The 19109-nt window shown below is 29.5% G+C and carries 15 protein-coding genes and 9 tRNA genes; 1 reads left to right on the top strand and 23 read right to left on the bottom strand.

What is annotated here, in order from left to right; translation table 4 throughout:
* Positions 1-84: 84 nt before the first annotated feature.
* The 22 genes from NW238_RS02700 to NW238_RS02805 form a co-directional block, all read right to left on the bottom strand.
* Positions 85-951, bottom strand: coding sequence for an FAD synthase (locus NW238_RS02700; RefSeq protein ID WP_216505556.1), 867 nt, complete (start codon positions 949-951; stop codon positions 85-87).
* Between the two features lie 14 nt (positions 952-965).
* Entirely contained in the window at positions 966-1808 is an 843-nt protein-coding gene (locus NW238_RS02705; protein WP_216505557.1) for a YcsE-related riboflavin metabolism phosphatase, read from the bottom strand.
* A 2-nt stretch (positions 1809-1810) separates the two neighbouring features.
* Positions 1811-2665 carry a tRNA pseudouridine(55) synthase TruB gene (gene truB, locus NW238_RS02710; RefSeq protein ID WP_216505558.1) on the bottom strand — a complete coding sequence of 285 codons (855 nt, stop codon included), beginning with the start codon at positions 2663-2665 and terminating at the stop codon, positions 1811-1813.
* A 40-nt stretch (positions 2666-2705) separates the two neighbouring features.
* Positions 2706-5333: a protein translocase subunit SecDF gene (secDF, locus tag NW238_RS02715; RefSeq protein WP_216505559.1), complete on the bottom strand. Its 2628-nt coding sequence runs from the start codon at positions 5331-5333 to the stop codon at positions 2706-2708.
* A 137-nt stretch (positions 5334-5470) separates the two neighbouring features.
* Positions 5471-6427 carry a Holliday junction branch migration DNA helicase RuvB gene (ruvB, locus tag NW238_RS02720; protein WP_216505560.1) on the bottom strand — a complete coding sequence of 319 codons (957 nt, stop codon included), beginning with the start codon at positions 6425-6427 and terminating at the stop codon, positions 5471-5473.
* Positions 6399-7010, bottom strand: coding sequence for a Holliday junction branch migration protein RuvA (gene ruvA / locus NW238_RS02725; protein WP_216505561.1), 612 nt, complete (start codon positions 7008-7010; stop codon positions 6399-6401). The genes ruvB and ruvA overlap by 29 nt, the downstream gene beginning before the upstream one ends.
* A 338-nt stretch (positions 7011-7348) precedes the next feature.
* A tRNA-Leu gene (locus NW238_RS02730) sits at positions 7349-7433 on the bottom strand.
* A 5-nt stretch (positions 7434-7438) separates the two neighbouring features.
* Positions 7439-7514: transfer RNA gene (locus NW238_RS02735), tRNA-Thr, on the bottom strand.
* A 133-nt stretch (positions 7515-7647) separates the two neighbouring features.
* Positions 7648-8088: a carboxymuconolactone decarboxylase family protein gene (locus tag NW238_RS02740; protein ID WP_258451775.1), complete on the bottom strand. Its 441-nt coding sequence runs from the start codon at positions 8086-8088 to the stop codon at positions 7648-7650.
* 91 nt (positions 8089-8179) lie between these two features.
* A tRNA-Val gene (locus NW238_RS02745) sits at positions 8180-8255 on the bottom strand.
* 3 nt (positions 8256-8258) lie between these two features.
* Positions 8259-8334 (bottom strand) — tRNA-Glu (locus NW238_RS02750).
* 4 nt (positions 8335-8338) lie between these two features.
* Positions 8339-8413 (bottom strand) — tRNA-Asn (locus NW238_RS02755).
* Between the two features lie 126 nt (positions 8414-8539).
* Positions 8540-8613 (bottom strand) — tRNA-Gly (locus NW238_RS02760).
* Positions 8614-8761: 148 nt separating this feature from the next.
* Positions 8762-8838 (bottom strand) — tRNA-Arg (locus tag NW238_RS02765).
* 6 nt (positions 8839-8844) lie between these two features.
* Positions 8845-8919: transfer RNA gene (locus NW238_RS02770), tRNA-Cys, on the bottom strand.
* A 150-nt stretch (positions 8920-9069) separates the two neighbouring features.
* Positions 9070-11208, bottom strand: a complete 2139-nt coding sequence (locus NW238_RS02775; protein ID WP_216505563.1) for an MSC_0775 family lipoprotein — start codon at positions 11206-11208, stop codon at positions 9070-9072.
* Positions 11209-11220: 12 nt separating this feature from the next.
* Positions 11221-12114, bottom strand: coding sequence for an MAG4940 family membrane protein (locus NW238_RS02780; protein ID WP_216505564.1), 894 nt, complete (start codon positions 12112-12114; stop codon positions 11221-11223).
* Positions 12115-12352: 238 nt separating this feature from the next.
* On the bottom strand, positions 12353-13345 hold the full coding sequence (locus tag NW238_RS02785; protein ID WP_216505565.1) for an NAD(P)H-dependent glycerol-3-phosphate dehydrogenase: 993 nt from the start codon (positions 13343-13345) through the stop codon (positions 12353-12355).
* Between the two features lie 422 nt (positions 13346-13767).
* Entirely contained in the window at positions 13768-14547 is a 780-nt protein-coding gene (gene rsmA / locus NW238_RS02790; RefSeq protein ID WP_216505566.1) for a 16S rRNA (adenine(1518)-N(6)/adenine(1519)-N(6))-dimethyltransferase RsmA, read from the bottom strand.
* Positions 14534-15301 carry a TatD family hydrolase gene (locus NW238_RS02795; RefSeq protein ID WP_216505567.1) on the bottom strand — a complete coding sequence of 256 codons (768 nt, stop codon included), beginning with the start codon at positions 15299-15301 and terminating at the stop codon, positions 14534-14536. The genes rsmA and NW238_RS02795 overlap by 14 nt, the downstream gene beginning before the upstream one ends.
* 8 nt (positions 15302-15309) lie before the next feature.
* Positions 15310-16647 (bottom strand): tRNA uridine-5-carboxymethylaminomethyl(34) synthesis GTPase MnmE, encoded by a 1338-nt coding sequence (gene mnmE, locus NW238_RS02800; protein WP_216567840.1) that lies wholly within the window; start codon positions 16645-16647, stop codon positions 15310-15312.
* A 73-nt stretch (positions 16648-16720) separates the two neighbouring features.
* Positions 16721-16794: transfer RNA gene (locus NW238_RS02805), tRNA-Gly, on the bottom strand.
* Positions 16795-17119: 325 nt separating this feature from the next.
* On the opposite strand from NW238_RS02805, the gene NW238_RS02810 reads away from it, so the two are divergent.
* Entirely contained in the window at positions 17120-17245 is a 126-nt protein-coding gene (locus NW238_RS02810; protein WP_258451776.1) for a hypothetical protein, read from the top strand.
* Between the two features lie 214 nt (positions 17246-17459).
* Here NW238_RS02810 and NW238_RS02815 read toward each other — a convergent pair whose 3' ends face one another.
* Entirely contained in the window at positions 17460-18512 is a 1053-nt protein-coding gene (locus tag NW238_RS02815) for a zinc-dependent alcohol dehydrogenase family protein (protein ID WP_258451777.1), read from the bottom strand.
* Positions 18513-19109: the final 597 nt, after the last annotated feature.

Raw genomic sequence — 19109 nt, forward strand, 5'->3', positions numbered from 1 at the left:
AAGTGAAAATTCCATGATTTTACCTAGAACAAAATTTATTTAATTTTTACTGTAATATCTTACCACAATATTTAAATTTTGAAATTATTTATAATTTTGCGATTGGAATATAAAATATTCTTTACTGTGCTCAAAATCTTCGGCAATTGATTCTTCAAGAGAATTAGGTAAAAAAGGTCTCAGTAGCATATTGACAGTTATTTTACAATTAAATGTAGATAATGATTTTCAATCAAAATCAATCATCTCGATGGTTCTTGAACCATTATTCTTGACCAACAATAAACAATAATAATACATATTATCCACTTCGATATTCGCGCAATAAACACCAGGTCTCATTTTAATAAGTTTAGAATCAAAGTCTAGCAATAACTCATTATTAATTTTAGTAATCTTCGAATTGAATCCAAATTTAAAAAGATTAAGAAAATTAACTAAGTCTAAATCTCCGGATAAAACACATTCTTTTATAAAAGATGTAGAAATTTTATGCTCGCCATTCAACTTCATTAATTCAACCGCATGAAAGTTATTATTCAATAGACGATCTAGAGTTTTAATATTACCGCTAGCATTAAGTCCAAATCTAAAATCAGCACCAGTTACAATGTCGTAATCAGTTTGGTTTTTTACAATTTTGTCAATAAATTCTTCGGGTGATAATTGACGAATTTCACTGTATTTTAATTGAAGTGCGATATTGAAGCCAATTCCGGCAAAAGCTTGCAGTCTAAATAAATGGTCAGTAAAAACACCTGTATTATTTTTAGGTAAGTTTTCAACATCGACGAAATAAACGATTACAATATCTCTTATCCCCTTACTCAATTCTTTTGCTTTTTCAAAAAGCATATTGTGCCCAGCGTGAAATGATTCAAAAGAGCCAATCATAAAGATTGGCTTATTCAAAGTAGGTAAATTATTTAAATTATATACATGTAATGACATGATTTTATTATATGTTATTTTATTAAATTTAATTCTTTTAATTTTCAATATGCGCCATCAACATTAACACTTTTAGCAACATCTCTCGCAACAAGTTTTAGATATTCATCGGCATCTTCCATTGCTACACCATAAGCTGCATCTTTTAGCATTTCATAATCGTTTGAGCTATCACCAAAAGCTATAACATTATTGTGGTTATTTAGATCCAGATAATTAGCTAATCACTGAATGGTATGAGATTTAGTAACGCCTTTTGGACACACAAACACACCTTTATGTCATGATGAATTAATTTCAAGCGGCATATCGTGTTTTTCGATAATTTCATTAATTGCTTCAATAACCGCATCAGTTCCCTCTTGATTTTCAGTTTGAATAGTAATGATATGAAGGTGATTTTTATCCATGATGTCTCAGTTCATTGGTTTCATTTTTTTGTTATGAGGTCTTAAAAATCATGTGTCTAAATTCATTCCTGGAGTGTGGTAACAATAGTCTAAATCTGTAACTGTTAAACCTTTGTATTCAGGAATTGAAGATAATTCTTCATATAAAGTTTTTAAATCTTCAAAAGCTATTGTTTTTTCGTAAATTATTTTATTAGACTTAAGGTGATAAACAAACATACCATTAGCACCAATAAAAAAGTCTAAATCTTCAGTTTTATCCATTAAGCTTCCAATAGTAACAAATTCTCTCGCTGTGGCCAACGTAGAATAAATGTTGCTTTCTTTTAATTTAGTAAACATTAAGGAAACAGTGTCACTAAATTCTGGCTGTTCATACGGCAATAAAGTACCGTCAATGTCAAATGCTGCTAATTTAATATTTTCTCTAAGTGCTGATTTTGTCATATTTACTCCTTTTTAAACAACCGGTTGCCAAATAATTTTTTCACTTTAGCTTTATTTTGGTTGATTACTATAATCCCTAAAACCATATCTTGTGTGTTTTGAGAAGTGAGTAAATAAGTTCCGTCATCTGCATTGATATCTATTATTTGTCCTTTTGACAGAAGTTCTAATTGGGTATTATTTACTATAATATTTCCCAACTCCACAAGGGGTAGGACATTTATTATAGCAATATAATTTTTTTTCGAAAGTAGATTTTTATGTAATCCTGAAATTTCAATTCGTTCCAGTTCTAGCATAAAAGACACCGTGCCAAACGCTAGACCTAGATCATTTGCAAGTGAACGAATATATGTGCCGTTGCTGACTGATAATTCAACTGTCAATTGTTGTTTTTTCTCATCAAAATCAATCAGTTTGACGTTATTTACTGATATTTTTTGAGACTTTAATTGAAATGCTTTGTTTTTGCGGGCCAAATCATAGCTTCTGACACCATCTACTTTTTTAGCACTAAAGATTGGTGGGATTTGCGTCGTTTGATTACTTAATCAATTTAATAAATCATGAACTTGATTCGATTTAATTTTTACTGTTGAAGTATCAGTAATATCGCCTTCTGAATCATAGGTTGAAGTAGCTTTCCCGAATTGAATTGTGGTTATATATGTTTTGTTTTTGTTGGCTACATATGAAATTAGTTTTGTTTCTTCATCTGTAGCAACTAACAATAAACCACTAGCTAGCGGGTCTAATGTACCGGTATGTCCTATTTTTTTTATCTTGTGTTGACGGGCAAAATCTCTTATGCAACTAAACGATGAAATACCTTTAGGCTTATAAATTAAATAAAACATATTTGACTCCTTAAAAGAAATATCGCCTCCGGCGATATTACTATGCTATAAAATCATTAATACCGGGGAAAATTTGTTCATCATGCCCAGGTAAAACTCAATATTTATTTTTGTAGCGTTTTTTGATTCCTGTTTGACGTTTGATTTCCAATTTGCTTCATATTTTCATTGAAATAAATATCGAAGCATATATTGATGTGACAGAACCAAACAATAAAATCAAGGTAAATGATGGATTAATTGAATTAAAGAAAATTAACATAATAATACATATAGTCATTATCGTAAACGTGCTATACATACTACGTTTCATATTTGCGTTTATTGCTACCTTAGCAATGTTTTCAACATCCTCTTTTTCAATAAAATCGGTGTGATAATTTAACTCGTGTAATTCTTTTGCTTTAGCAGCTAATAGCAATTTGTCTTTAACACTAATGACTATAATCGCAATAAAAGCTGTAATTGTCAATACATTTAATTGAATTCGTGCTAATGCAACAAAAGATAGAGTCAGCAGAATCTCAAATATAATCGAAACCGAAATAGCAATTGCATATGTTCATTTATATCTAATTAAAACGTAAACTGAAATTATAATTCAAGCCGCAAGTAATGCATATGAAGTTGTCGCTATTAATGATAGAGACTGATTTGCGTTGACGCCGTAACTCATTACATCAATACCAGTAAAAGTTTTATGTAAACTATCTGAGATGTTTTTTAATTGAATATTATCAAAAAACTGAGTTGTTTGAATAACCAATTTAAATGATGCATTGTCAGAATTTAGTGAATTAATTTTCAATACATCATTAATATTTTCGATACCAAACTGAGTAGCATTCGTTTGTAAATGAGATGAAATTTGGTCGGCGATTGCTTTATTAATTGAAGAATCAGGGGCAGCTTGAATAGTGATGTTAGTACCACCATGGAAATCAAATGATCTAGAAAATCCCGCGGCAACATCTTTGTTTATTCCCGCAAAAGTTGCATACACAACCATCGAAATAAGGATAAAAGCGAAAGCGGCAATAATAAATCACTTGGCATTTTTTAAGTAATCGAAATTAGCTAACTTATTTTCTTTTTTAATTGACATCTTATTAGGTCTAATGCCTAAAAGTTGAGGTTTATTAATAAACACTTTTGAATTTACCAATAATAAAGCAGCTAGTCTGGTGATTAATAATGTCGCAATTAATACTCCAATTATTGAAAACACCAATGAAATTCCAAAGGTTCTTACGGTTTGAGAACCAAAATAAAACGCCATAAATGAAATTAATAAAGTTAATATCAATGAATCGGAAATAGGTTGAAGAGTTGCTCGTCGAGTGGTGCCTACAGCTTTCCTCATTTTTTCACCTTTATAAACTTCCTGTTTTAATCTCGAATAAGTTATGACACTCATGTCAAAACATATTCCCATTCCGACAATTATAGAACCAAGCGCTATAGGAGAGTATTCTCCACGAAGTACCGAAAATAGAGTCATTGTGATAAAAATATACAATGCCATTGAAATAGTACTTAAAGCTCCTAAAAGTCCATAATTAATCATTAGCATAATTGCAATTAGAGTGAAACATACACCAATTGCAATTAAAGATATTTCATAACCCGAGTTAAAAATATTATGGTCAGAACCGTTGTTTAAATTAATATAGTTGCTTGAAATTACTTTTAATTCATATTTAGCTGTACCGAAGTTTATTTCTTCAGCTAATTTTTGGGCTGATGATTGTTGTAGTGGTTGTCCCGATGCATTAGAAGGGATTACAAAACTATCTCCGTTAAGCGATCTATTAACTCCGATTTTATTTATTAGATAGCTTTCAGCATTGATTGAATTTAATTTGAGTATGCTACCTTCAGGATTTTCCCCAACATAAACAAAATTGTAAGGATTGCTCATAGCTTTATCTCATTCAGCTGAATAATCTTTTTTTGCTTTTCTTATTAGGTCGCCAATGTTTAATCATGTTAATAGGTAGTTTTTACCTTGACCTTTTTTAGCTAAATACTCGGTGGCTTTAGTCCATTCTATTTCAGCAGCTTTAGAAGCTAGTTGTACTTCAACGCCGAAATAATTATTTTGTCCTGTAAAGGTTGATTTTGCAGATTTAATAGGGGGCACAAAAGTTTTTAATAAATCATCATTATCAAATTCTTTATTTCAATCGATTTTATTATTTACGTTTGGTTCCACAAAAACATTATTTCTGAATAAAGGTTGACCATCAATATCAGTAAAAATCATAGTTGATTTAGTTGTAATTACATTTTCTAACGTCTTGCGATCATTAGCACTCAAATCACCATTTTTTGATAATTTGATTTTGTCCCTTCCCTCTTCTGTTACGGTAGCCCCAAATTCAACTCCACCTCCAATTCTATTTTGCAAAGATTTTGCAATTGATTTTGCAGGCGTGTTTGAATCGTTATTTTCAATTTGAACCAAAAATTCTTGACCGCCTCCATATTCGATTGATTTATTTACATTTTTAGATGTATATAAAACTGACCCGGTTACTACTGTTGTAACAGCAGCGGTAACAATGAAAAACGAAAGAAATCACCTTTTTCAACCTGATAGGGTAAAAAATTTCTTTCACGCAGAGGATTTAAATATACCTTTAAAGAATTCAACTATTTTTTTCATAATTTTATATTATATAATAAGTATTAATTTATATATTAATATTTAAGTCTTTTTATAGATTTATGATTACCTATATTGATAATGATTTTTAACTTTCACGATAAATAAAGAAGAAAAATAGAGTAACTAACACTCTATTATTCTTGTCTATAATTTTTTAAAACGTATTGTGTACCCTTTCGTGTTAATTTTCTACCCCTGGGACTTTTTTCAATTAATTTGAAATACAGTAATAAAGGTTCAATTTCGTAAAGTATATTTTCTTTTTGAAAATTAAGTATTCCAACCAACGAATCAAGCGAAGCTGATGAATCTGGAAATACGTCATTTAAAACTCTCAGGTATTCCAAATGTTCTCTCCCCAAACCAAATTCAAATAATTCTAAATATTTGAAAGTTTGTCGTACAGTTTTGGCTGTTAAAATTTTCTCCTTATTTTTTATTGCAAAATCATAAATTCTTTTTAATAAATTCAGTGCAACTCTTGGCGTTGCTTTTGAATGTTGAGCTATAACCAATAATAATTTTTCATCGCTTTGAATGTCAAAATTATTGCTGATATTCAGTAGTATTCGTAAAATATCTTCGTCTTTATAAGGATTGAGACTGCCCTTAAATCCAAATCTATCTTTTAGTGGCTGACTTAGTAAATTAATTTTCGTCGTTGCTCCAATCAAAGTGAATGGTTTTAGGTTCATTCGCATTACTTTTGAATCGCCTTCTGGTCCAATAATGATGTCTATTTTAAAATCTTCCATAGCAGAATACAATAATTCTTCAACGTTTTTATTGATACTGTGAATTTCATCAATAAAAACTATATCTCCAGAATTAACATGGGCAAAAATACTTAATATATCTGATTTTTTTTCCAATAATGAGCCTTGAAGATAATGAACTTTCGAATTTAATTCATTACCTATAATCGTTGCCAAGGTAGTTTTACCAGTTCCTGGAGGACCATAAAAAAGAATATGGTCCAGAGGCTCATTTCTGTGTTTTGAACCTTGAATCATAGTTTTCAAGGTAGTAATTAATTTTGTTTGTCCTATGAATTCGACAAAATTACTGGGTCGTAAATGTTGGGGTTTCATTTTCAAGTTGTTTTCCTGTTAATTCATACATTGCTTGTTGAATAATAACTTCAACATCATTAGATAAAGGCACATTATTAAGCGCTTGATCAATTTGTTTTTGCTGAAACCCGAGGGTTTTTAGTGTTGTTTTTGCTTCATCTAGCACGTTAGAAGTTTTAGAAATTTCTCGAGCTTTTTTATTATTAATCATTTTAGATCACTTATCACTCAATTCTGCAACGGCTAATCTAGCAACCTTAGGATTTAGGTAAGGTGTTTTTACTAATCCATCAAGATCACCGAGCGAAAGCATACTTGCGATCTTTTCTCACCCAACATTCAACATATTAAAAGCTACTCGGGGCCCTACTCCACTGAGTGAAATTAAGTCAATAAATAATAACCTTTCTTTAAATTCTTTAAAAGCGTATGTTGCATTATAGTAATCATTTTTAATTTCAAACAAATATAATTTAATTTTTTGTTTTGGTTCAATTCTTTCGTGTTGAGGCAATATTAAACTGTAACCAACTCCCCCAGATTCAAAAATAATATTTGAGTTATTTTTATAGATTACTTCCCCAATTCTATATAAAATCATTTTTCTCCTTATTTAATTAAGTGTTGATTCACTTATCTTTTTTATAATAAGTAAATCATTTTGTTAAGACATAAATTCTTAACTGTAACAAAAAAGATTCCATTTTTTTATCCATTTTTTCCTTTCTTTTTTCTTACAATTACATATTACAATGCTTTAATAACTAATTTTTATCAACTTTTTCCATTTATATAATGTGGATAAATTGCTGCACAATCGCCATATTTAACTTAAAATTAGCAATTTAGGGAATAATGATATTACAATCAAATTGCGTGGATAAATTTAAAATAGATAATAAAAAATATCGCGAATGCGATATTTGGTGCTAATACATATGGTGCGCGAGGAGGGACTTGAACCCTCACGCCGTGAAGCACTAGAGCCTAAATCTAGCGTGTCTGCCAATTTCACCACTCGCGCAAAAATGGTGCCGGCTATAGGACTCGAACCTACGACCTACTGATTACAAGTCAGTTGCTCTACCAACTGAGCTAAGCCGGCGTATATTTGTAAATACATTATATACATTTTTTTGTTTTTGCAAATAAAAAAAGTATTTATTTTAATTGTGTTAAATATATATCATTTTTAGTGTTTAAATAAAAAAAGTCAACATTATTTGTTGACTAAAAAATTATTTTTTGTGTTCTAATTTTGCGCTTAATGCAACTCTATTTCAAGCATTCATAGAAATTGCCACCATAATTAATCTAGCGATTTCGTCTTCAGTAAAATATTCTCATAGTTTTGAGTATGTTTCATCTGTAACACCTTGATTTGAAATATGGGCTATTTCTTCAGTCATTAATAAAACTGCTTTTTCTTTATCGCTAAATAGTGGTGATTCTTGTCATGCTGGTAGTGCATATAATCTTCTTGGTGTTTCACCTGCGTCTAAGGCTATTTTGGTGTGAATTTCAATACAGTAAGCACATTTATTGATTTGTGATGTTCTAATTTTAATTAATTCAACTAAAATCAAGTCTAATCCTTTAGTTTTCAAATATTCAGAAACATCATTTAAACCTTCTAATAATTTCGGATCATTTTTTGTAATAATTACTCTTTTTGTCATATTTCTTTTTTCTCCTAAACTTATTTTTACACAAGAACTATAAATTGTAAATAAAAAAACTAGCTAATCTAGTTTGGTGTATTTAAACAAATGGTAGAGAATAAGGGGCTCGAACCCATGACCTACGCCTTGTAAGGGCGCCGCTCTCCCAACTGAGCTAATTCTCCAAATGGCAGTCTGTACGGGGATCGAACCCGTGTATGCATGGATGAAAACCATGTGTGTTAACCGCTTCACCAACAGACCATAATGGCGCCGATTGCGGGGATCGAACCTGCGACCAACTGGTTAACAGCCAGCTGCTCTACCGCTGAGCTAAATCGGCACTGAAAATATGCTTAATTATTATAACTAAAAATAATTTTTACAAAATATTTTTTTAATTTTTTTCACATATTTTCGACTTTATCAAAATAAATTATTAATTTTATTTCTTAGGTGCTTTCGCAAATGGAGCAAACGAGGGGAATCGAACCCCCATTACTAGCATGGCAAGCTAGAATTTTGCCATTAAATTACGTTTGCAATTGCAATAAAATAATAATATATTTATACAAAAAACAAAATAAAAAATTAAAAAAATTATTTTCGATCCCTTTACATGTTATATATCTGACTAAAACTGCAATTTTATAAAAAAATCCGCATCGCGGATAAGGTGTCTAACGACAAATGGCGCGCCCGGCAGGAGTTGAACCCACAACCTCTTGGGCCGTAACCAAGCACTCTGTCCAGTTGAGCTACGGGCGCATAATATGGAGGCACCAACCGGATTCGAACCGGTAATCAAAGTTTTGCAGACTCATGCCTTGGCCATTTGGCTATGGTGCCATATGTGAAAACATTATACAACAAACTTATTAATTAGTGCTGAAAATATTATACATATTTAGAAAAAAAATAAAAATAAATATCATTAACCTTTTTATATAGTATTTTGAACTGTTGTGTAAAATAATAAAAAAAGCAACAATTAAGTTGCTATTTATTCAATTTAAAATAATCCTCTAAATCAAACGAAAAACTTTCATTACCTCTTATTTTAAATAACACATTTGGATTTACAAATCCGTTTCGTTGCTCTTGTTGTTGCATAGGATTTGAAATTCAAATTGGGGGTTCATCAAGTTTTTTTGTTTTATCCTGCTTCGCTGTTAGGTCGTCTGTTTCGTAAACAGCTCCGGCTGGTTTAGCAGTGACTCCGTCTACTCTTATCGATGAAAATGGATTTGAATTAACTTTATATTTCTTCACGCGATCACTTCTTTGCGTCATTTTTGATACAATTCGGTTTTCATTGTAATATTTGTCTTGATCATTGTAAACAGTAATGTGTACGTGAGGCATTCAACCTCCGTTAGTATCGGGTGTTCCTAAAAAACCTATAATTTCACCTTTAGAAACTTTTTTTGGTGTGTCAGGGTATACCCCTTCAACAATATCAAAATCATTTTTGCCATCTTTTGTTAAAGAAACTTTAGAACTTGTTCAACCTAAATCTGAATTATTCATAGTCAAGCCCGCATCCAAATGTATAAAACCAATGTAAATATAACCGCTTTCTAATTCAGATTCGTCTTGGATACCAAAATTAATTTCTAGTTCTCTAGGAGAGTAATTACGTAATTTATTCTTTTCAACTCTTAGCATCAATGATGTCCCCGAGGCATTTGCAATTTCTTTTTGACCATCTTTTAATGATCTAGCAAAAACCCCTACAATTTCTGCGTCAAAAGGGGCAACAATTGGTGTATATTCTGGTGCTAAATAATCTTCACCAACATGTAAGAATATTGGGGTATCTATTCTTGAACCATACACTGATCTTGTTGAATCATATCCCCCCGACAATAATTTTGTCGAATATATATTATAAATTGAAGAATTAACCTTAGGTAAGTCTTCTTTGGTTAAATTATCTATAATAAAGTTAAACGCGTTCAAATTTTCCTTAACAAACTCATTTTTGAATGGATTAGTAAATTCACCAACACCAACCTTTTTAGTTAGTTCGTATTCATGTTCGAAAATTTTTGCTTTTAAATGCAACAAACCGTTTCTGAAGTTAACAGGCATATAATCAATGATTTCATATTTGATATTACTATTCAACGAAGAGATGACAAAATCATTTTTGGTAAGTTTATTAAAATCTGAATTGTAAATATTTGAATCAAAAATTGAATAATGTAAATTTGCTAAAAGCGATTGGTTAATCAACACATCTTGTATTTTTTTGTCATTAACACTTTGATTTAGGTCTATAAACTTTTCTATGTCAAAGCCTATATTGTTTGGTTTAGATTTGTTTAATTCACTTACAACAACTCTAATGGTTACATTAATTTTATGCAAATCATCAAAGCGGGTAAAATCTATATTTTTAACAAAATAATCTAATTTATGAGTGTTATCTACAAAATCAATCTCTTTGGAAAGCTTAACATTAAATATATCATTTAGTTGTTTAGTAGATAAATTTGATATTTCCCACTTATTTAATAATTGCATTTTTTTAGTTAAATTCGAACTATTAATTTCAACTGTGAAAAGAGCGGTTTCGGCCTGCAGTTTTTCAATAATGGAATTAATTGGTTCTACTGATTTTTTATCGCTAGATCTTAACTTCAATCCTTTAAGTTTTAAATTTAATGTGTTTTCAACAAATAATCCTTGAAATGCTACTGATTTATCAATCGGTGTAATAAGTTTTATTGGCATTAATAAATCATTAATATTTGCCGGATCGGGTTGAATGTTATGAAAATCATATTTTCATTTAAGACTGTCAGTAAAATACTTATCCAATTTTACTTCGTCAATAAGAATTTGTTTGAATTCGTCGAAATCAAAATACAATTTATTTGGAATATAGTTGTTTCTAGAAATATCAATGAATTCTATATCAGATAACTTTGTATTCTGGTTTTTAAACTTTAAAACTCTATGTGAAATATCATTATACTTCAGATAATTATTAATTTTTATAGTATTAAGCTCATTATCTGCTGTAATACTGTTTTTATTTTTGTTATTTGAATTTTGCAATGTGCAAGATGCAGCCATTAAAACCGGCGCTGAAAACACTGGCAATAATTTTAGTATTTTATTTTTTTTCATACTTTCTTTCCTTTAAAAATTTAATGTTGAACTAGATATATTTGTTATACCAAAAATAATTAGGGCAAAAATAATCGGTATAGCGAATGTAAATATTAATATAATAGAGAAATTGATTGAACTTCGTTTCAATAAAAACATTGATTCTCTTTTTTGGTCATTAAGTTTTTTTAGTGCTACTATAATAATTAAAATTACGGAAGTAACTAAATTCATAAACGAAAAATATAAATGAAATCCATAAAATCCAAAAAATGCCGATAAATACAGTGTAAATCAAATTACCAATATAGTTATAATCATTTTATCATAACCATTTGTCCCAAAATTTACTTGGCTTATATAACTTAATAATGGAACAGTAGTAACAAACAACGAAATGAAAATAAATTCTTTGATTGTGAATTTAAAAACATTAGAATTACAATCTTCGTTGTTTTGAAATATTCTTAGCAATGAAATATTCTTTGCATCATATTCACTATGATGCTTTATAAAATAATTTCTCATCAAGAAGTGTAGTGGAGTAAATAAAATAAACGCACAAACACCTCCCAAAATTTGAGCACCTATCAAATAGGATACCCCCGAAAATATCGGAGAAATGCTATGATTTTTAATATCAATTCCTTGTAGCATTGCTTGCAATATAACTATTAATGGGTTTGCTAACGGCATTGATGCTTTTGAAGACAAGAAATGACTTCATGATCAAGGAATAACAAACATTAAAAACGTGACAAAAGTCAGGCCAAAAGTCATATATATTTTATTTTTATCTTTTTTAGTTAATTTTGCAATAAACATTCAAATCATAGTGAAGAACACTAGAGTAAATGTAGCTAGAAATTCGTATAAGAATCCTGTGGAACTTCAGTTAGTTGATAAAAGTTGTTTCGGGGTCATAAATCTCCTTTCTTTAATTATTCACTTATTATATACTGGAAAAGGTTTAAAAAAATGACCAAAAAAGTCAAATAAAAAAAATGAACATAAAATTACGTTTTTTAAATAGTATTTTAAAAACATTTTTTTACGTAAGCGATTATAAAATGAGTAAATTCGAAATTATTTTATAAATATGGAATCGTTTTCATATTTATAAAATGATAAAGATTGAAATGCACTTATTTTTAATAAAAAATTATAATTTATCAATAAATTTTAGTAAGTCGTGGTGATCTTCTTTACCGGTTAAAACATCAACAATACTTTGAATAAAAGGAACATATATATCATTATTTTCATCTAAAATCTTATTTAAAATTTTAGCTGTGTTATACCCTTCAACTGTTTTTGTGTTACTATTCAAGGCTGAAAGTAAACCATTTTTAGCAATCTCAATTCCAAAACTAAAATTACGACTTGTCATGTTCAAACAAGTTAGAACTATATCCCCAATTGCTGCTAATTCATAGCCCGATAATGGGTTAGAATCGGGATATAATTTTTTTGCAATAACCGATACCTCTTTTAAACCTATAGATATCAATGCAGGAGCTAAATTTTTAGCAGAATACAAACCAGATGAAATACCGATACCGATAGCTAATACATTTTTTAAAGCTGAATATACTTCGCTTCCTTTTTCGTCTAAATTTATTACTATTTTAAAAGTCTCGTTATTAAATAAATTTGCTATTTCTGATAAAAACGTTTCGTTCTTTCCCACGGCATTGATAATAGTCAAATTATTCTGAAATACCTCAGTTGCAAATGAAGGCCCGATTAATGAACAAATGTTTAATAAATTTTGATCTAATACATCAGAAATTACCTCAGAAAAAAATTTTTTAGACACACCGTCAATACCTTTAGCAACATTTATGACATTAATTTTTTTATCGCCGATTATTTTTTTAATATTATTTAAAACCGAAACGATAACTGTTGTAGGAACAGCAAGTACTAATAAATCAAAATCTTCAAGGGCTTTAGTTAAATCCGCTGTAGCTTGAACATTTTGTGGATTATTAAATTTAGTTTCTCCAAAATATTTTGTATTTAGTCCATTATTTATATCACTAATTTCTTGTTGATCAATACCTCATAATGTTACTTTTTTATTGTTTTTCGATAGAACTGTAGCTAAACCAGAAGCTCAGGCCCCAGAACCTATAAATGTTATTTTTTGCATAATATCACCATGTCTTTCTTTAACTATAAATTTTATCAAATTTAATTTATTTTCTTATAGCAAGTTCAATCAAATTTACAAAATTTATATATCTTATAGTTTTTGTAAGCTTTTTTGCTTTCTGAATCTTGCGCTGCTAACCTGAATGTTTTTTTGAAACTGAATAGTCCTATAAGTTTAATAAAACTGAAAATGTATAGGACTACAGTGATAATAACCGAGAAGCTTAATAAGACTTTATGCCATGTTTCAATTCAACCTAAGAAGAAGAATAGTACAGCAGTGCCAATGTGTATTACTATAGATATTAAAAATAAGAATTCAGTCATTTTAGAGTAGCTTTTAAGTCTGGACTCGATAATTTCAGGATTAGTTTGAAAGGTTTCTAAATCATTTTTATAATCAAATTCACAAATATTCATTTATTCACTCTCCAATTGGTCGTATAATTTTTCAATTTTAAATAGGTCTAATTCTTGAATTCTAGTAAATTCACCTAAATTAAGATTTTTGTACGCCTGTTTTATTTTTTCGTCACTATATTTTGTTTTTAAACTTCATGACAATTTTTTTCGTCTAGAAAGAAAACATAATTTAAAGAAATCCTTAAGCTTATTGAATTTTGAATTATTTTCGTCCTTAAATTCTAATGTAACAATTGCTGAATCAACCTTAGGACTTGGTGAAAATAATGTTTTTTTAACAAATAATTCTTTTTTTACATCAGCAACGTACTGGACAGTTATTGATAATTTTGAATAATCTGGTGTATTTATTTTTGCTACTAATCTGTCTGCAACTTCATTTTGAACCATTAATGTAGCTCTTTTGAAGTTATTACGGTTTTCAATTATTTTAAAAATTATTTCACTAGTGATGTAATATGGAATATTGCCTACAATTTCAAAACCATTAAAATCACTTAAGTCCGCATCAAGAAAATCACCCTTAATAATTTGATTTTCGGACAAAATATTATTTTTAAGCAAGTGATTAATCATATCTTCATCAATTTCGAAGGCAATTAATTTATTTGCCTTCTTGTTTAGTTCTTCGGTTAATGCTCCTAAACCCGGACCAATTTCAATAATTTTCTTACCTAGTGGACTTATTACTTCAATAGTTTTTTTAATTATGTTTTTATCATTCAAAAAATTCTGCCCAAATTTCTTTTTCGCTACTATACTTTTACCTTTTGACATTTAAATTAAAAAACTCCTTCGCATTTTTAACAACTTGTTTGGCAAATTTTTCAGGAGCCATTTTTTTAATTCCGGCTAAAAACATAGTTGTATAGATTACATTTTCAGAAACATTTTCAGTTCCTCTCTTATTAGCGGGCGAAAGATAAGGAGCATCTGTTTCGGTTAATATTCTGTCAATTGGAAGCCAATCAACAACTCCAATAGTTTTTTGTGCATTTTTATAAGTAGAAACACCGCTTATACTGAAATATGTATTGAATTCAGAAAATTTTTTGGCTCAGTAAAGGTCTCCGCTAAATGTGTGTATCATAAATTTAACATCTTGATACTGTTTCAATATTTCATACAATTCTTCATATGAATCACGCATATGAATAACAACGGGTAAGTTGTATTTTTGAGCAACTTTTATTTGTGAGTGCAAAGATGAAATTTGGATTTCTCTAGGGACCGAATCTCAAAAGAAATCTAAACCAATTTCACCAATAGCTTTAACATCACCGGTTATTTGTTTTTCAAGGTTTAACCCATCTATCTCGCCTGTGGCATGATTTGGATGAATACCAATTACAGGATATGTAAAATCGTATTTTTTACAGGTGTCGATTACCTCATTATTTTCTTCAAGACTGCAACCGGTAACCATCATAATTTCAACACCCTCATTAAAAGCATTCATTATTGTTTCATCAGGATTTTTATAATATTCTTTCAGTGGATGCGTATGCGCATCAACAAATTTTATTGCCATATTTTCCTCTACTTCCCTAGACAAAAGTTCTTAAACATATCATCCAATAATTCTTCATTGTCTGCTCTACCTGTTATATCGGTTAAATTTTTTCAAGCCTCTGTAATATCAATAATTACCAAGTCAGAATATAGACCCATATTTAATGAATTGATAGCAGATTCAATATTATTCTTAGCTTTTTTAATTAAAGCTAGTTGACGAGCATTCGTTACAAAATCAGCATCATTAATACTCATTGTTTTAAATTTACTAACTAATGTTTCTAATAAGCTATCAATATCATTGTTTTGAGCACTTATAGAAATGAATCCTTTAGGTGCCTTAGCTAGGTCTTTTTTATTTCAAACTGTAATTAATTCTTTGTTATATTTTTTACCTAACTCAATTACTCTCGTGTCGAATTCGTCATTTTGTTGTTGTGTATCACAGACATGAATAACAACATCGGCATTTTTTATTTGCTCAAAAGACTTTTCGATTCCTATTTGTTCAGCCTTAGCATTTGCATGTCTGATTCCGGCGGTATCAATAAGTTTAAATAGAATACCTTTATACTGTCAAGAAGCTTCGACTAAATCTCTAGTAGTACCAGCTTCATCGGTAACGATAGCTTTTTCCTCACCAAGCAAACAATTTAATAATGAACTTTTTCCAACATTGGGCTTTCCAATTATTGCGACTTTAATTCCTTCGAAAAGCAGTCTGGAATTCTCACTTTGTATAACTAAATTACTTATTTTAGTATTTAAATCGGATAACTCTTTAAGTAATCCGTTGTCAAGAATTTTCTCTACATCATCATATTCAGGATAGTCGATATTAACTTCTATTTTTCCAATTAAATACATTAATTTTGATTTCAAATCTTCAATTAATTTACTCGTACGTCCATCAAATTTTTGAACAGCTAATTCAGTTTGAATCATTGATTGAGCATGTATTAAATCATTTATTGCTTCCGCTTTGATTAAATCCATTTTGCCATTCAAGAAGCTTCTGCGAGTAAATTCACCCGGTGTGGCTAATCGAGCCCCGTTAGCTAAAAGCAATTCTAAAATACGGTTAGTTATTACAACACCACCGTGACAATTTATTTCAACTGTATCCTCACCGGTGAATGTTTTTTCACCTATAAACCACATAACTAATACTTCATCAATTATTTTGTTTCCATTTAAGTTATCAATAATATTACCGTAAGTTATCGTGTGATTTTTTCCTATTTTTCCAGAGAAAATTTTCGAGACTATTTGAGTACTTTCACTACCACTAACTCTAATTATTGAGATGGCTTGATTTATTTTTCCACCTGAAGAAATTGCTGCTATTGTGTCATTTATCATATTATCTATTTTACCTTATTATTAATTTATATTAAAAAAAGCAGATAACTGCTTTCGGTGTTATTTAAACAAATGGAGCGGATGACGGGAATCGAACCCGCATAATCAGCTTGGAAGGCTGGAGTTCTACCATTGAACTACATCCGCATAATTTCTTAATTATTATAATAAAAAAACAAAATGAAAAAAACAAAAAAATATTTTTTTCATTAGATGATCAAATATTAAACAAATATAATAAATAAAAGCAGGGTAAGAAGGAAAACTTAGATTTTAAAGAACTATAAAGCTATTAAAACAACATTAATAAGATTGATTTAAAAATTCTAATTTTTCTTTTATAATTTTTGTCAAATTAACTGAATAAATCACCTAAGTTGGCGAAGTTATTAATATCAAAAATCAACGACAAAAAAGCTACCGAAGAAAATAATGCTAGTGTGATGAATTATCAATTGTTGAATTAGGACGCATGTCACATCATATTTTTACAATTGCTACACATACTAATATTAATTTGGCAAAATTGGTTATAGTCAAAGATGTCGGTGCAGCAACGTGCAATAAACTTAAAGTAATACATTGAATCAATAAATAAAATCACCAAATTATGCGTTGGTGATTTTATTTTTTCACATCTTATCTACAAAAAATAAATCATTAACCTTCACAAAAGAATTTTAGACGTCTAAACGCCTTAAGTCAACGTTAGAAAAGGTCTTTTGCCAAAACTTTTTGATTATCCTTTAAATAATCTTATTTAGCAGTAGCTTAAAATAAAAAAACAAGGATAATGCCCTTGTTTAAGATTTTTATTTTGTTGCGTCAATTAACAATTTCATTGCTTTAGTATCAGCAGCATTTAGGAAAGTTTCATATGCTTTCATCATATCACTTAAATTGAATTCGTGAGTAATTAGTTTTTCGACTGGCAATTTACCTGTTGACACACCATTAATTAATAATGGAGTCGTATTTGTATTAACTAAACCGGTTGTAATTGTCAAGTTTTTAATTCATAGATTTTGAACATCAAAATCAACTTTTTTACCGTGAACACCAACAACAGCAATGTGTCCTCCGGCTTTAACGATTTCTTGACATGTTTGTCATGTTTGTGGAACACCAACAGCTTCGATAGCAACATCAACACCATCTGCACCAACAATTTTTTGAACATCTGCTAAAAGATTTGCTGATGGAACAATTGTGTGAGTTGCACCTAATTTTTTAGCCATTTCCAATCTGTTTGGGTCAAGGTCAATAACGATGATGTTGGCAGGTGAGTATAGTTGTGAAGTTAATAATACACCCATACCAACCGGACCAGCACCTACAATGGCAATAGAATCTCCAGGTTTAACATTACCATATTTAACACCAATTTCGTGTCCTGTAGGAAGCGCGTCAGACAACATAACTGCTATATTATCAGAAATTGTTTCTGGATATTTATATAAACTGTTATCCGCGAATGGAACACGTACATATTCTGCTTGGGTACCATTAATCATGTATCCAAATTTTCATCCACCTTCGTCTTCACGACAGTGTGAGTAAAGTTGTTTTCTACAGTTGTCGCATTTGCCACAAGGTGTAACACAAGAAATAAGAACTTTATCTCCTACTTTAACGTTTGTAACACCTTCACCAACTTGTTCTACAACACCAATTCCTTCGTGTCCTAGAATTCTTCCTGAAGCTACTTCAGGGTTTTTGCCTTTGTAAATACCTAAGTCAGTACCACAGATTGTTGTTTTCGTGACTTTAACAATTGCATCTGTAGGTTTTTGAATAACTGGTTTATCAACTAGATCTAAAGAAATCTTGTGATCTCCATGATAAACTAATGCTTTCATTTTCATATATTTTGTTCTCCTATAAAGTGATTTTTTATAATATTGCGTTTTCACACAATATTAATATTAATATATCAAATTTATATTCTCTATTAAATATTTTTTTATTTTTTTTAATTTTAGTACTTGTAGATAGAACACCAAAAACCAATATATATAGGTATTTTGGGAACAAACATTTAAAAATATATAGTGTAGACTACACGTATATTTTTATAAAAAGACTATATTTTACGCAAAAAACAGCATTTTTAGTGGTTTTTGGTATATTTATGTTTTTAGTTGAGTATGATTCATCATATATATTGTTTTAGAAATATCAAATTAGAGGTTATGAAATTGTTTCCAAATTTTCCACATTATCACATAATTAGTTAATTTTAGTTGAATTTAAATAATTAAATTCAACAGGTTATTTTTATTACCTTTTTATTTATTTTTGTTCTAAAAATAAATAAAAAAACTCCATCCGGAGCATTATTCTCTGAAAACTGAATAGTAATTTAAAACTCATTGAAATGTATAAAATACACATTACTTTTAAACCTATTGATTTATTAGTACTGGTCAGCTCAACATATCGCTATGCTTACACATCCAGCC

This window comes from Mycoplasma zalophidermidis, assembly GCF_024742155.1.
GTDB classification, from domain to species: domain Bacteria; phylum Bacillota_I; class Bacilli_A; order Mycoplasmatales; family Metamycoplasmataceae; genus Mycoplasmopsis; species Mycoplasmopsis zalophidermidis.